Annotated in this window: 13 protein-coding genes; 11 read left to right on the forward strand and 2 right to left on the reverse strand. The window is 71.0% G+C overall.

Going from position 1 to position 13649, the window contains the following annotated elements; genetic code table 11:
- Positions 1–34: 34 nt before the first annotated feature.
- Positions 35–2155, forward strand: a complete 2121-nt coding sequence (locus KSO97_RS14820; RefSeq protein WP_232680204.1) for an acyl-CoA dehydrogenase — start codon at positions 35–37, stop codon at positions 2153–2155.
- 80 nt (positions 2156–2235) lie between these two features.
- Here the strand turns inward: KSO97_RS14820 and KSO97_RS14825 are convergent, their stop codons facing one another.
- Positions 2236–3474, reverse strand: coding sequence for an alpha/beta hydrolase (locus KSO97_RS14825; RefSeq protein WP_232680206.1), 1239 nt, complete (start codon positions 3472–3474; stop codon positions 2236–2238).
- A 53-nt stretch (positions 3475–3527) separates the two neighbouring features.
- On the opposite strand from KSO97_RS14825, the gene KSO97_RS14830 reads away from it, so the two are divergent.
- Positions 3528–4967 carry a wax ester/triacylglycerol synthase family O-acyltransferase gene (locus KSO97_RS14830; protein ID WP_232680208.1) on the forward strand — a complete coding sequence of 480 codons (1440 nt, stop codon included), beginning with the start codon at positions 3528–3530 and terminating at the stop codon, positions 4965–4967.
- Positions 4968–5027: 60 nt separating this feature from the next.
- On the opposite strand, the gene KSO97_RS14835 is transcribed toward KSO97_RS14830, so the two are convergent.
- Complete coding sequence (locus KSO97_RS14835; protein WP_232680210.1) at positions 5028–5948, reverse strand: alpha/beta fold hydrolase; 921 nt, start codon at positions 5946–5948, stop codon at positions 5028–5030.
- A 116-nt stretch (positions 5949–6064) separates the two neighbouring features.
- Between KSO97_RS14835 and KSO97_RS14840 the strand changes: the two genes are divergently transcribed.
- The 9 genes from KSO97_RS14840 to KSO97_RS14880 all read left to right on the forward strand — a co-directional run bounded on the left by KSO97_RS14840 (position 6065) and on the right by KSO97_RS14880 (position 13554).
- Positions 6065–8317, forward strand: a complete 2253-nt coding sequence (locus KSO97_RS14840) for an acyl-CoA dehydrogenase family protein (protein WP_232680212.1) — start codon at positions 6065–6067, stop codon at positions 8315–8317.
- Entirely contained in the window at positions 8314–8871 is a 558-nt protein-coding gene (locus KSO97_RS14845) for a MaoC family dehydratase N-terminal domain-containing protein (protein ID WP_232680214.1), read from the forward strand. Before KSO97_RS14840 ends, KSO97_RS14845 begins: the two co-directional genes overlap by 4 nt.
- Positions 8871–9260, forward strand: coding sequence for a Zn-ribbon domain-containing OB-fold protein (locus KSO97_RS14850; RefSeq protein WP_232680216.1), 390 nt, complete (start codon positions 8871–8873; stop codon positions 9258–9260). The genes KSO97_RS14845 and KSO97_RS14850 overlap by 1 nt, the downstream gene beginning before the upstream one ends.
- The gene (locus KSO97_RS14855) at positions 9257–9661 is read left to right on the forward strand and encodes a MaoC family dehydratase (RefSeq protein ID WP_269782562.1); all 405 of its coding nucleotides are present in this window, start codon (positions 9257–9259) and stop codon (positions 9659–9661) included. The genes KSO97_RS14850 and KSO97_RS14855 overlap by 4 nt, the downstream gene beginning before the upstream one ends.
- A complete protein-coding gene (locus KSO97_RS14860; protein ID WP_232680218.1) occupies positions 9658–10836 on the forward strand; it encodes a lipid-transfer protein in 1179 nt (392 codons plus the stop codon). Before KSO97_RS14855 ends, KSO97_RS14860 begins: the two co-directional genes overlap by 4 nt.
- Positions 10837–10879: 43 nt before the next feature.
- Complete coding sequence (locus KSO97_RS14865) at positions 10880–11542, forward strand: SatD family protein (protein ID WP_232680220.1); 663 nt, start codon at positions 10880–10882, stop codon at positions 11540–11542.
- Entirely contained in the window at positions 11512–12285 is a 774-nt protein-coding gene (locus KSO97_RS14870) for a hypothetical protein (RefSeq protein WP_232680222.1), read from the forward strand. Before KSO97_RS14865 ends, KSO97_RS14870 begins: the two co-directional genes overlap by 31 nt.
- A gap of 26 nt (positions 12286–12311) precedes the next feature.
- Positions 12312–12782 carry an MOSC domain-containing protein gene (locus KSO97_RS14875; protein WP_232680224.1) on the forward strand — a complete coding sequence of 157 codons (471 nt, stop codon included), beginning with the start codon at positions 12312–12314 and terminating at the stop codon, positions 12780–12782.
- Positions 12783–12855: 73 nt separating this feature from the next.
- A complete protein-coding gene (locus tag KSO97_RS14880) occupies positions 12856–13554 on the forward strand; it encodes a YoaK family protein (RefSeq protein WP_232680226.1) in 699 nt (232 codons plus the stop codon).
- The last annotated feature ends 95 nt before the right edge of the window (positions 13555–13649 follow it).

Below are 13649 nucleotides of genomic sequence, written 5' to 3' on the forward strand. Positions count from 1 at the left end.
TAGTAGACCTTCCATGCGATCCCAGGGGGAGTCCATGTCGATCGGCATCTCTGACGAGCACGTCGAACTGGCGGCGAGCCTGCGCAAGTGGGCGGCGTCGCTCGACGGCGTCGAGGTGGCCCGTGCGGCGGAGGGCGACGCCACGGCGAGCTTCGACGACATCTGGCAGTCCGTGACCGAGATGGGGATCGCGCTCATCGGCGTTCCCGAGTCTGCCGGCGGAGCGGGCGGCTCGGTGCTCGACCAGGCCGTTGCGCTCGAGGCCTGCGCCCGGGAGCTGGTGCCCGGTGCTCTGCTCGGCACCGTCGTCGCGGCATCGCTGCTCAGCGAGTCCGCCGCCGGAGCGACGGTCGCCGGCGGCGCCCGCGGCGCTCTCGCCCTCGATCCGCGTCTGGACGTCGTCTTGGACCTTCCCGGCGCCGACCTGGTGCTGCTGCCCGACGGCGTGGATCGGTGGCACGTCGTCCCGGCGTCGTCCGTGGCGGCTCGTGACGGCGCCGAAGCCGTGAGTCCCGACCTGACCCGTCGCTTCACCGCCGCCGAGCTGGCGCCCGGTGCCCTGACCGAGGAGACCCTGGTCGTCGGTGTCACCGATGATCTGGTGCGGCGCACCCTGGTCACCTTCGCCAGCGCCGAGGCTGCCGGCGTCGCCCGGTGGTGCCTGGCGACGGCGGTCGAGTACGCGAAGGTGCGCGAGCAGTTCGGTCGCCCCATCGGTTCCTTCCAGGCGATCAAGCACCTGTGCGCGGAGATGCTCGAGACCGCCGAGGCGATCACCGCGTCTGCCTGGGACGTCGCCGCTGTCGCGCTGCCGAGTGCGCGCGACGACGAGGGTGACTCGCAGTGGGCCTTCGCCGCCGACGTCGCGCAGGTGGTCGCGTTCGACGGCGCCGTCGACGTCGCCAAGGCCTGCATCCAGGTGCTCGGCGGGATCGGATTCACCTACGAGCACGACGCGCACCTGTATCTGCGCCGAGCGCTGGCGTTGCGTGCGCTCGTGGGCGGCGCCGACGCCTCCGCCTCGCGCTTGACGGCTGCCGCGGTCAGCGGGACGCGGCGCCAGGTCGCCGTCGACCTCGACGGGCGTGACGATGCCGTCCGCGACGACGTCCGGACGGTGGTGGAGGGCATCGCCGCGACGGCGGAGGAGGCGCGCCGCGCCGCGCTGGTCGACGCGGGCTACCTGACGCCGCACTGGCCGGCCCCGGCCGGCCTCGCCGCCGACGCCGTCACCCAGATCGTGATCGACCAGGAGCTGGCGCGCGCCGGCGTCGTCCGGCCCGACATCGTGATCGCGGGATGGGCGCTGCCGACGATCCTCGAGCACGGCACCGACGCCCAACGCGAGCGGTTCGTGCGCCCCTCGCTCCTGGGCGACCTGGTGTGGTGCCAGCTGTTCTCCGAGCCGGGTTCGGGCTCGGACCTGGCCTCGTTGCGGACGCGCGCGGAGAAGGTCGAGGGCGGGTGGCGCCTGAACGGGCAGAAGGTATGGACGTCGGTCGCCGAGCGCGCCGACTGGGGCATCTGCCTCGCGCGGACCGACGCAGACGTGCCGCAGCACAAGGGGATCAGCTACTTCCTGGTCGACATGAAGAACTCACCGGGCATCGACATCCGCCCCCTGCGCGAGATCACCGGCGAGGCGCTGTTCAACGAGGTGTTCCTCGACGACGTCTTCGTGCCTGACGAGTGCCTGGTCGCCGAACCCGGCGACGGCTGGAAGCTGGCACGCACCACCCTGGCCAACGAGCGGGTCGCGATGGCGACGAGCCGGCTGGACAAGAGCGTGGAGCGCGCCGTCGCGCTGTGCGACGACGGCGCCGAGCGCTCGGCGTCCGAGCAGGTCGCGGTCGGCCGCGCGGTCGCGCTGGCCACCGTGTGCGGGCTGCTCGGCGTCCGGACGGTGCTGCGGTCGCTGGCCGGGCAAGGCCCCGGCGCGGAGTCCTCGGTGGCCAAGCTGCTCGGCGTCCGCAGCCGTCAGGACGCCTCCGAGCTGGTGATGGAGCTGCACGGTGCCGCCGCGCTGGTGCCCGACCACGCCGTCCGCGCGGACCAGTGGGAGATGCTCAACACCCGCTGTCTCTCGATCGCCGGGGGCACCACCCAGATCCTGCGCAACGTCGCGGGGGAGCGGATCCTGGGCCTCCCGCGTTGACGCGCCCACGTTGACCCGTCTCTATCTGAAGACGGGTCAACGGGCGATTCTGTGTTGGCCCGTCTTTGTCTGAAGACGGGTCAACGCGCGGGGGTGGCGGATTCGCGCCGGTAGCCGTTCCAGTGCCAGTGCAGGTATCGATCGATCGCGCGGACGACGTGCGCGGAGCGGATCGACCCGAAGACGTCGAAGGCGTGCTGGGCGCCGGGGAGCTCGGCGTAGACGACGCTGCGCTTGCCCACGGCGCGCAGGCGCTCGACGAACATCCGCGCCTGGTCGACGGGAACGAGCGTGTCGAAGGCACCGTGCAGCACGAAGAAGTCGGGCGCGTCGGGGGTGATGCGCAGGATCGGGGAGGCCTGTTCGAAGACCTCGGGGTCGGCCTCCCAGGTCGTCTTGAAGATGCGGGGCGCCAGGAAGAGGTCGCGCAGCTGCACCGCCGACTTCATGCCGGTAGAGCCCGCCATGTCGTAGACGCCGTAGTGGGGCACGCAGCACTGGACCGTGGTGTCGGCGTCCTCGAAGCCGGGCTGCCATGCGGGATCGTTCGGCGTCAGGGCCGCCAGCGCGCACAGGTGCCCGCCTGCCGACCCGCCGGTGATCGCGACGTATCCCGGGTCGCCGCCGTACTCGGCGATGTTCTCCTGCACCCAGGCGAGCGCGCGCTTCACGTCGACGATGTGGGCGGGCCAGGCGCTGCGCGGTGAGAGCCGGTAGTTGATCGCCACGCAGATCCAGCCCTTGGCGGCCAGATGGTGCATGAGCTGCTGGCCCTGCTGCTCCTTGGTGCCGATGGTCCAACCGCCACCGTGCACCTGCACCAGCACGGGTGCGTCGGAGATCGCCTCGTCGGGCGGTAGGAAGAGGTCGAGCTTGCCGCGCTTGCCGAACTCGCTGTAAGTCACGTCGCGCACGACGCGCACGCTCTTATCGCGCATCGAGAACGGGCGCGCCACCCGACGCCAGGGGATCGCCAGGTCCGCAGGGGTCGGCTTCGCGTCCAGCTGCTCGACATAGTCCACGCCGATGCCCTCGACCAGAGCCTCCTCGACGTCGTCACCCGTGCGCCGGCTCTGCGAGATGAGGTAGCCCAGTCCCGCGGCGCTCGCCCCTGCCAGCGCGAGGCCGGCGACGTCGCGGCGTCGGCCGGTCGCATGCGCGGCGGCGTCGGCCGCGGTGAGGGTCAGCAGGTGGGGCGCGAGCTCACCGGTGAGCCAGCCGGCGAAGAACGCCGGGATACCGGTGCGGAACCCCGGCACCGGGCGCACCGCGTTGGCGGTCAGCGCGGCGATCACGGCCTGGCGACGACGAAAGCCCATGGACCGACTCTAGAGGTCGCCCGCCGAAGGCCGCGCGTCCCTACGATGCGTCCATGGACCGACTCTCCGGGCTGGACGCGAGCTTCCTCTACCTCGAGACCCCCGCTCAGCTCATGCACGTCTGCGCGATGATCGTGCTCGACCCGAGCACGATGCCCCCGCGTTCCGACGGCGGCGAGGGCTACGAGTTCACCGCGTTCCAGCGCGAGATCGAGCGCCACGTCCGCGACGTCCCGACGTTCACGCGCAAACTGCGACGGGTGCCGATGGGGCTGGACCACCCGATCTGGGTTCGCGACAAGCAATTCGACATCGAGCGACACGTGCATCGACTCGCGTTGCCCGCCCCCGGTGGCTACAAGGAGCTGGTGCAGCTCACCTCCCACCTGGCTGGTCTGCCGCTCGACAGGTCGCGCCCGCTGTGGGAGATGTGGATCGTCGAGGGCTACGACGACGGCAAGATCGTCTGCTTCGCCAAGATGCACCACGCCACCGTCGACGGCGTCTCGGGCAGCAACCTGATCAGTCATCTCTGCGCCCTCGAACCCGACGCCGAGCCGATGGCGTCGGGCACGGGAGAGCAGCACAGCCGCGACGTCGGGAGCCGCGAGCTGTTCGTGCGCGGTGTCGCCTCGCGGCTCTCGCTGCCGGTGCAGGCCGCTCGGCTCGTCGGTCCGACGGCGAGTGGCGTCGGCCGCACGATCGGCCGGGCCCGCGCCGGGACGGCGATGGCCGCGCCGCTCACCGCGCCACGTACCTCGTTCAACGGCACCATCACCGGTCACCGCACGATCGGGCTGGTCGACGTCGATCTGGGGCATGTGCGAGCGGTCAAGCAGGCCACGGGCACGACGGTGAACGACGTCGTGCTCGCCGTGACCGGAGGCGCATTGCGGGCCTACCTCGAGCAGCGCGGGGAACTCCCGGAGAGCTCGCTGCTGGCCTCGGTGCCTGTCAGCGTCCGTGACTCCTCTCGTCGCTCCGCCGGCGCCAACAAGGTCTCCTCGCTCTTCGCCCGGCTCGGTACCGACACCGCCGACCCGCTCGAGCGCCTGCGCGACATGGCCGAGCGCAACCGGAACGCCCGCGAGCACCACGACGCGATCAGCGCGGACTCGCTGCAGGACTGGGCGGAGTTCGCCGCACCCCGCACCTTCGGCCTCGCCGTCCGTGCCTATGCCGGGCTGAGGCTGGCCGAGCGGCATCCGGTGGTGCACAACCTGGTGATCTCGAACGTGCCCGGCCCGCCGGTGCCGTTGTACTTCCTGGGTGCCGAGATCCTCGGGCTCTACCCATTGGGGCCGGTCTTCCACGGTGCGGGGCTGAACGTCACCGTGATGAGCAACAACGGCCGGCTGCACGTCGGCGTCATCGCGTGCCGCGAGTCGGTGCCGGACGCCGAGGCCCTGGTCGCGCACTTCCCGGCCGAACTCGACCGCATCCGTGCCGCCGTCGCCGCCGACGAACAGGGGTTGCCGACGATCAATCGGTGAGGTCTCGTGACGGTCGCGGAGCGACCTCCGCGACCAGCGAGACCTCGTGACCGGCCACCGTCAGCGGGCGAAGTCGCGCCGTCGGGCGGCCACGGTGGTCGCAGCCTCCAGGAGGGCCGGGACGAAACTCTCCGACTGCAGGACGCACGCCGCATGGCCGGCGTCGACCTCGTGCATGGTGGCGCCGCGGATCGCGCGTGCGAGACCGACCTGGCGTGACGGCGGGATCACGCGGTCGCGGGTGGTGACGACGACCGCGGTCGGCACGTCGATGCGGTGCAGCCACGGTCGCGAGTGGTGGCGGCCCAGTGCGGCCAGAGCCTGACCGATAGCCCACGGGCTGGTCGAGCGGAACTCGCGCAGGGCCCAGGTCTCCATGTCGGTGGGGGCCATCGCGATCGCCTCGGCGGCGCTCCGGGTCGCGCGCGCCACCGTCGCGGAGCGGGACACGCCGCGCAGGCCTGCCATCCCCGCGCCCATCGCGGTGAAGAAGACCCGCTCGTACGGCGCGAGCTGGAACCGGTCGGTGGTGGAGCAGAGGATGAGACCCGAGACGAGGTCGGAGTGCTGACGCCACACCCGCTGAGCCACGACCCCGCCCATCGAGTATCCGGCTACGACGACGTCGTCCAGGCCGAGCACGTCGGCGAGTGCCGCGACGTCGTCGGCACAGTCGTAGAGGGAGAACTCCGGGCTCGAGATGCCCTGGCCGTGCCACCGTTGGTCGAGTGTGACGACCCGGAAGCGTCGCGAGAGCGGCGCGATCGCAGGGAACCAGGTGAGCAGACCGGTGCACCCCAGTGCGTGCAGCAGCACGATCGTCGGCGACTGGGCGGAGGGCCCGGGCGTGTCGGTGACGTAGGTGGTGCCGCGCCCGGGGAGCTCGACGAGCCGACCCGACGGGATCCGGGTGAAGGGCACGTAGACGTGGTTGCGTACCAACCCCATCGGGTCCGGCATCGGGATGGGCAACGCGCGCATCCGTGGCGCTCTGATGCTCGGACCGCTCACCGGCGTCCTCTCCTCGATGGGATGGTCGTCGGACAGACTAGAACACGTTACAGTTTCGGCGATGTGACCGGACCGGAGGAGATGCCGTGAGCGCGAACGAGGCCGCCGCCACCCACCCGACGTACGAACCCGATGGGTTCTCGCCGGCTGACGCCGAATCGCTGGACGCCGTCCGCGCCGTCGTCACCGACGCGTTGGACCGCGATGCCGACTGGAAGGCGCTGGCTGCCGCCGGGCTGCTCGGTCTGCCCGTACCCGAAGCGCACGGTGGCGAGGGACTGGGCCTGGGCGAGATCGCCGTGCTGCTGCGCGAGACCGGGGCCCGGGTGCGCCATCTGCCCGTGTGGGAGACGCTGTGCTGCGGTGTCACGACTCTCGTCGCGGCGGGTTCGGACGAGCAGCAGGAGGCGTTGCTTCCCGGTGTCGCCACCGGCGACATCCTGCTCACCCCTGCTGTCCGTGAGGTCGGACGTCGTTTCGGCGACACCCCGACCACGACCTTCGCGGACGGCGTCGTGACCGGCCGCAAGATCGGCGTCACCTTCGCCGGCGAGGCGACCCGCCTGCTCGTCACCGCCCGGGAGAGCGACGCGACCACCGGCGAGGGGCGCGATGTCGTCGTGCTGATCGACCCGCAGGGTCCCGGCGTCAGGTTGGAGGAGTCCGGATCCTCGGCTCGCCTGACCACCCACACCGTCGTTCTGGACGGCGCCCCCGCCGAGGTCCTGCCCGGGGCGGACGCCGCGGCCGGGCTCGTCGCGCACGCCGTGGCCGGCCTCGTCGCTACCGCTGCCGGCGTGGTGGCGGGAGCTCGCGACCTCACTGCCGAGTACATCAAGGGACGCCGTCAGTTCGGCCGTTCCCTGGCCGAGTTCCAGGCCGTGGCGATGCAGGCGGCCGATATCTACATCGCCTCGCGCACCCTCGACCTCGTCGCCGAGAACGCCGTCTGGAGGGTCGGTCACGGCCTTCCCGCAGGAGACGACCTCGCAGCCGCCTCCTACTGGACGTGCACCGAGGCGCCCCAGGCCCTGCGGACCTGCCACCACCTCCATGGGGGCATGGGAGTCGACGAGACCTACCCGTTGCATCACTACTTCTCCTGGGTCACCGACATCGCCCACACGCTCGGCGCGACGGCCTCCGACGTCGCGGTCGAGTCGGTTGCCGCGAAGAACCTCGAGCTCACGGCCGACCAGCGGGCGCTCAAGGAGGAGGTCCGCACCTACTTCCACGGTCTGGCCTCACACGACGAGCACGCCGAGATGGGGCGCGACCGACACGGACCGCTCTACCAGCAGACCATCAGGAAGATGGGCGACGACGGCTGGATGGGCGTCGGCTGGCCGACGGAGTACGGCGGCCGCGGGCTCGGCGAGGTCGAGCAGACCATCTTCGCCAACGAGGCGCAGCACGCGGACGTGCACCTGCCCGCCGTCACGCTGCAGACCGTGGGGCCGACCCTGATCCGCTACGGCACCGAGAAGCAGAAGGACCTCTTCCTGCGGCGCATCCTCGAGGGTGACGTGCACTTCGCGATCGGCTACTCCGAGCCGGACGCCGGCACCGACCTCGCCTCGCTGCGCACCAGCGCCCGGCTGGTCGAGAACGACGGCGACCCGTACTACCTGGTCAACGGCCAGAAGATGTGGACCACGGGCGGACACCAGGCCGACTACGTCTGGCTTGCCGTGCGTACCGACCCCGATGCTCCCAAGCACAAGGGCATCTCGATCCTGATCGTCGACACGACCGATCCCGGCTACTCCTTCACCCCGATCATCACCGCCGACGGTTCGCACCACGTGAACGCGACGTACTACAACGACGTGCGCGTTCCGGCGGACATGCTCGTGGGCGAGGAGAACCAGGGCTGGCGCCTGATCACCACCCAGCTCAACCACGAGCGCGTGATGCTCGGACCCGCGGGCCGCATCGAGGGCCTGCGCGACCGGATCGTGGCCTGGGCGCGCGAGCACGACGTCCTCGACGCGCCCGACGTCCGTGACGTGCTGGGTCGCGTGACGGCCGTCTTCCGGGTCAACGAGCTGCTCAACTGGGAGGTCGCCCGCGCGGCCGCCTCGGGCGAGATCAAGGTCGCCGACGCCTCCTCGTCCAAGGTGTTCGCTGCCGATCAGGTCCAGCACCTCTCCGCCGACCTGGTCGCGATCATCCAGCGGCACGGAGACCCAGCGGAGCCGGAGACGAAGCGGTTGCTGCGCTACCTCGACGACCAGGCCAAGCGGAACCTCGTGCTCACCTTCGGTGGTGGCGTCCAGGAGGTGCAGCGCGAGCTGATCGCCATGTTCGGGCTCGGCCTGCCACGGGTGCCCCGGTGAGCGCCGAGAGCGCCGCGGCGCCCACGGGCGAGCTGGTGGCTCCCGACGTCCACGCCGCGGTGATGGCCGAGGCCGAGCGGATCGTGGCGCTGGGCGAGGGTGCCGAGCGCTACGCCCGCGACGAGATCAACCAGCCCACCATCAACAACTGGCTCGAGGCCATGGGGGTGAGCAACCCGCGGTGGAGCGAGGGCGAGGCTCCGCCGTCGATGGCGCAGGTCTGGACGATGTACGGCCTCGGAGGCAAGCCCCCGGCAGACGACCCGTTGCACGGCATGATGCGGGCCCTGACCGATCTCGGGTTCACCGCTGTGCTCGGGACCAACTGCGAGCAGACCTACCTGCGCACCCTGCGCGTGGGCGAGCGGCTACGGGTGACGACCGCGCTGGACTCGGTCGTCGGGCCGAAGGCCACGGGCATGGGTGTCGGCTACTTCGTCACCTCCCGCAACACCTGGTACGTCGACCACGCCGAGGGCCCCGAAGTCGTTGCGACGATGCTCTTCCGGGTGCTGAAGTTCGTGCCGCGCCGCCGTGACGAGGAGGCCTCCTGATGGCTGTGCGCCCGATGATCAACCGCGACTCCCAGTACTTCTGGGATGGCGCCCTGGTCGGCGAGCTGCGGATCCAGCGGTGCAACGCCTGCGGCGTCCTGCGACACCCTCCCGGCCCCGCGTGTCCCGACTGCGGTGCCCTCGACCGGGGCCATGTCGTCGCCTCTGGGCTCGGCACGGTGTTCTCCTACGTCGTGCACCGCCACCCGCCGGTGCCGGGCAAGGAGCTGCCCATCCTGCTCGCGCTCATCGACCTCGACGAGGGAGTGCGGATGGTCGGGGAGATCACCGACCTGACCGACACCGAGCTCGAGATCGGCATGCGCGTGCGTGTCGACTTCACCCGCGTCGACGACGAGTTGGCGATGCCGATCTGGAGGCGAGCATGAGCACGACCGGTATGGAGGCACTGACCGTCGGGCAGGAGCTCCCGGCCTGGGAGCTGCCGATCACCCCGACCCTGGTCGTCTCGACGGCGATCGCGACTCGCGACTTCCAAGACGTGCACCACGACCGCGACATCGCGCAGGCGGCCGGGTCGAAGGACATCTTCATGAACATCCTGACGTCCACAGCCCTGTGTCAGCGCTACGTCGAGGACACCCTGGGTCACGACCTGGAGCTGCAGGGCATCTCGATCCGTCTCGGTGCGCCGGCCTACCCCTACGACACGCTGCGGTTCACCGGTCTGGTGGAGTCGATCGAGGACGGCGTGGCGACGCTCAAGGTGACCGGCGCCGTCTCGCTCGGCGCGCACGTCATCGGCACGGTCCGGGTGACGGCCCGATGAGCGCGCGCACCCTGTCGGGCCGGGCGGCGATCGCCGGCATCGGGCAGACCGAGTTCTCCAAGGAGTCGGGCCGCTCGGAGCTCCAGCTCTCGGTCGAGGCCGTGCACCACGCGCTACGCGACTGCGGCCTGACTCCGGCCGACGTCGACGGCCTGGTCACCTTCACGATGGACACCTCCTCGGAGATCGCTGTGGCGCGTGAGCTCGGCATCCCCGAGCTCCGCTTCTTCAGCCGGATCAACTACGGCGGCGGCGCGGCGTGCGGCACGATCCAGCAGGCGGCCATGGCGGTCGCGACCGGCGTCGCGGACGTCGTCGTGGCCTACCGCGGCTTCAACGAGCGCTCGGGCAACCGCTTCGGTCAGTTCTCGACCGCGGTCGCCCAGCAGGTGAACACCAACGGCCTGGACAACGCCTGGACCTACCCCTTCGGTCTCGGCACCCCGGCCGCGACGGTGGCGATGCAGGCGCGGCGCTACATGCACGAGTACGGCGCGACGTCGCGCGACTTCGGCGCTGTCGCCGTCGCGGACCGTCGGCACGCGGCGACCAACCCGAACGCCTTCTTCCACGGCAAGCCGATCACGATCGAGGACCACCAGGCCTCCCGCATGATCGCCGACCCGCTCCACCTCCTGGACTGCTGTCAGGAGTCCGACGGCGCTGTGGCGATCGTCGTCGTCTCGGCCGAGCGTGCTCGCGACCTCGCACAGAAGCCGGCGTTCATCGCGGCGGCCGCCCAGGGGAGTGGTCGCGACCAGTTCGTGATGACCTCCTACTACCGCGACGACATCGGCATCCCCGAGATGGGCGTGGTCGGTCGGGAGCTGTGGCGTCAGTCCGGGCTCTCGCCGGCTGACATGCCGATGGCGATCCTCTACGACCACTTCACGCCGTACGTGCTGATGCAGCTCGAGGAGCTCGGCTTCTGCGGTCGTGGTGAGGCCCCTGGCTTCATCGCCGACGGCGCCATCGAGGTGGGCGGGCGTCTACCGCTCAACACTCACGGCGGCCAGCTGGGCGAGGCCTACATCCACGGCATGAACGGCATCGCCGAGGGCGTGCGTCAGATCCGGGGCACCTCGGTCAACCCGGTGGCCGCGGCGTCCTCGTCGGCGGTACTGGTGACGGCCGGTACGGGCGTGCCGACGAGCGGCCTCATCCTCCAAGCGTGAAGCCAATACCTTCATTTCAGCAAAATGAAGGTATTGTCTTCATGTGGACATTGTTCTCATCGGCGACGTCGTCGCCTCGCGCGACGTCGCCGACCGCCCCGGGCTGCATCGGCGCCTCGAAGCGGCACTGGGCGAGGTGGACGCGACGACGACGTGCCGTGTCGCCATCACGGTGGGTGATGAGTACCAGGGCCACGCCTCGTCGCTGGGTGCCGCGATCGCGGCCGCTACCCGGATGCGACTGGCACTGCTGCCCGACGTCGACGTTCGTCACGGCATCGGCATCGGTGCCACCGAGGTGCTCGATGCGGCCACGGGCGTCGAGGACGGCCCCGGGTGGTGGGCTGCCAGGGCGGCGATCGAGGCAGCCGAGCGGGACGCCGCGCGTCCGGCCACGCGCGCCGTGCGGACGACGGTGGCCTGTGCGGCCACCGCGACTGCAGGCGCAGGGGCGAGCGCCGCGGTGGGCGCCGCCGCTGATCCGGCGTTGACGGCGGCACTGCTCGCGCTCGACGACCTGATCGGTCGAATGGACCCACGATCACTGTCGGTGCTGCGTGGTCTCATGGACGGGATGACCCAGGTTGAACTCGCCGTCGCCGAGCAGGTGTCGGCCTCGGCGATCTCCCAGCGCATCCGTCAGGACTCGATCGGCACCGCACGCCAGATGATCGAGTGGCTGAGCGGCATCGGAGCGGACCGTTGACCTGGCTCGCGCTCCTGCTGATCGGCGTCGCGGCGAGCGACCTGGCGTTCTCCGTCACGCGACGCAACCGCGGGGCATCCCTGACGGGAGCCGTCGTCGCGGTCGGCGCCGGTCTCGCCGTGGGGATCACCGGTCGCGACCTGGTGGGGCTGGCACTGATCGGCCTCGCGGCACTCGTCTGGGGTGAGAGCGTCACTCGTGGCTTCGGGCGTCATCGCCCGGTGCTGCCGCTGTTCGTGCTCGGCGTCGCCGTGGTCGCGGTGGCGCTGGCGGCGCCGATCGCGCCCGAGACCGGCGGACTCTGGGCGGAGTGGATCGAGGAGTCCCCGCTCGTTGGGGGAGTGGACCCGGATCGTGCACTCCTCGTGCTCGGCGTCCTCGCCGTCCAGCTCTCGACGGGCAACGTGCTCGTCCGCCTCGTCCTGGCCGCCAACGGCACCACGAACCCACTCCACGCCCGCCGCGACGGCGGGCCGGCGCCGGCGCTCAAGGGAGGCCGGCTGCTCGGACCGATGGAGCGACTCCTGATCCTCGGTCTCGGGCTGGCCGGCGATCTGACGGCGGCCGGCATCGTCATCGCGGCGAAGGGCTTGCTGCGGTTCCCGGAGCTCTCGGCCGCCCGCTCGGCCGATCCGGCGACACCCTCGGTCGAGCCGGGCATCCACGAGGTCACCGAGTACTTCCTGGTCGGCAGCTTCGCCAGCTGGCTGATCCCACTCGCCTGCCTGGCGGTCCTCGGATGAGTGCGCCCGACCAGGAGACGGTCCCGATGTCCGTCGAGCCGCAGGTCATAGGCCTGCACGTCGCGAAGGCCACCCGGCTGCCGATGCGTTCGGTGGCCGACGTCGAGGTCGAGACGGGCCGCGGCATCGTCGGAGATCGCTACCACGGCACCCGGCACCGGCACGTCACGGTGCAGAGTGCCGAGGGGCTGGCCGCCGCTGCTGAGGCGTTCGGCCGCGTGATCCCGGCGGAGCTGACCCGGCGCAACGTCACCGTCAGCGGCGGGGACGTCTCCCGTCAGCCCGGCACTCGGTTGCGGGTAGGGGGAGTCCTCCTGGAGGTCGTCCGCGTGGCGGCGCCCTGCCGGCTTCTCGACGACACGATCGGACGTGGCGCTCAGGAGGTGCTCCGACGTCGCGCCGGGTCGGTCTGTCGGGTGATCGAGGGCGGCACGATCGCCGTCGGCGACACCTGGGAGCACCTGCTCGACCAGGACGTCATCCCCGGTCTGGAGTGAGCGAGCCGTCCGGGCGGGTCGACCCACCCGGGGTGCCGTCGTGCATCGCGTGGGCGTCGGGAGAATGGTCGTCGTGGTCCACCGCCTCCGCGCCATCCCCCACGATCGGATGCACCTGAGTCTGATGCTCGTGCTCACCTTCGGCACGGGCATCATCGACGCCGTCGGCTACCTCGGCCTGGACCGGGTGTTCACCGGGAACATGACCGGCAACGTGGTGATTCTCGGGATGGCCGTGACCGGTGCCGACGACCTCCCGCTGCTCGGCCCGGTGCTCGCGCTGGTCGGGTTCATGGCTGGAGCCGCACTCGGCGGCCGGGTGCTCAAGAGCGCAGCAGGTGCCTGGACGCGACGCACGACCCTGCTGTTCGGGTCCGTCGCCCTGATCGAGTTCGCCCTGGCCGGTGCGCTGATCGGCGCCGGTGAGCGCACCCCGCACGGGTTGGCCCTGGCGACCACCGGCCTGCTCGGCGTCGCGATGGGCATCCAGGGCGCGACCGCTCGCTTCATCGCCGTCAAGGAGGTCACGACGGTGGTGGTCACCTCGACCATCCTGGGGCTGGCAGCGGACTCGGTCTTCGGCAGCGGCAAGAGCGGCTCCAGCGGACGCCGTCTGCTCGCGGTGTCGTTGATCATCGCCGGCGCCGCCGCCGGCGCCGTGCTCCTGCGCTGGCACCTGGCGGCCGGCCTGATCGTGGCCGGCGTCCTCGCACTGGGCTGCACCCTCGCCGGCGCCGTCCACGCCGGCCCACGCACCGCCGCCCCGCGTTGACCCGTCTTCAACGAGAGACGGCTCAACGCGCCATGGGGGGTTGACCCGTCTCCAGTTGAAGACGGGTCAACGCGCGGCGGTGGCCTCGCTCCCCC

It is taken from the genome of Nocardioides sp. R-C-SC26 (genome assembly GCF_021246465.1).
Lineage (GTDB): Bacteria > Actinomycetota > Actinomycetes > Propionibacteriales > Nocardioidaceae > Nocardioides.

Excerpts from the sequence above, each read along its gene's own strand:
- KSO97_RS14860 (WP_232680218.1), top strand. The coding sequence starts at position 9,658 with ATGAGCGCGCGCACCCTGTCGGGCCGGGCGGCGATCGCCGGCATCGGG.
- KSO97_RS14820 (WP_232680204.1), top strand. The coding sequence starts at position 35 with ATGTCGATCGGCATCTCTGACGAGCACGTCGAACTGGCGGCGAGCCTG.
- KSO97_RS14825 (WP_232680206.1), bottom strand. The coding sequence starts at position 3,474 with ATGGGCTTTCGTCGTCGCCAGGCCGTGATCGCCGCGCTGACCGCCAAC.
- KSO97_RS14835 (WP_232680210.1), bottom strand. The coding sequence starts at position 5,948 with ATGCGCGCGTTGCCCATCCCGATGCCGGACCCGATGGGGTTGGTACGC.
- KSO97_RS14875 (WP_232680224.1), top strand. The coding sequence starts at position 12,312 with ATGTCCGTCGAGCCGCAGGTCATAGGCCTGCACGTCGCGAAGGCCACC.
- KSO97_RS14850 (WP_232680216.1), top strand. The coding sequence starts at position 8,871 with ATGGCTGTGCGCCCGATGATCAACCGCGACTCCCAGTACTTCTGGGAT.
- KSO97_RS14830 (WP_232680208.1), top strand. The coding sequence starts at position 3,528 with ATGGACCGACTCTCCGGGCTGGACGCGAGCTTCCTCTACCTCGAGACC.
- KSO97_RS14855 (WP_269782562.1), top strand. The coding sequence starts at position 9,257 with ATGAGCACGACCGGTATGGAGGCACTGACCGTCGGGCAGGAGCTCCCG.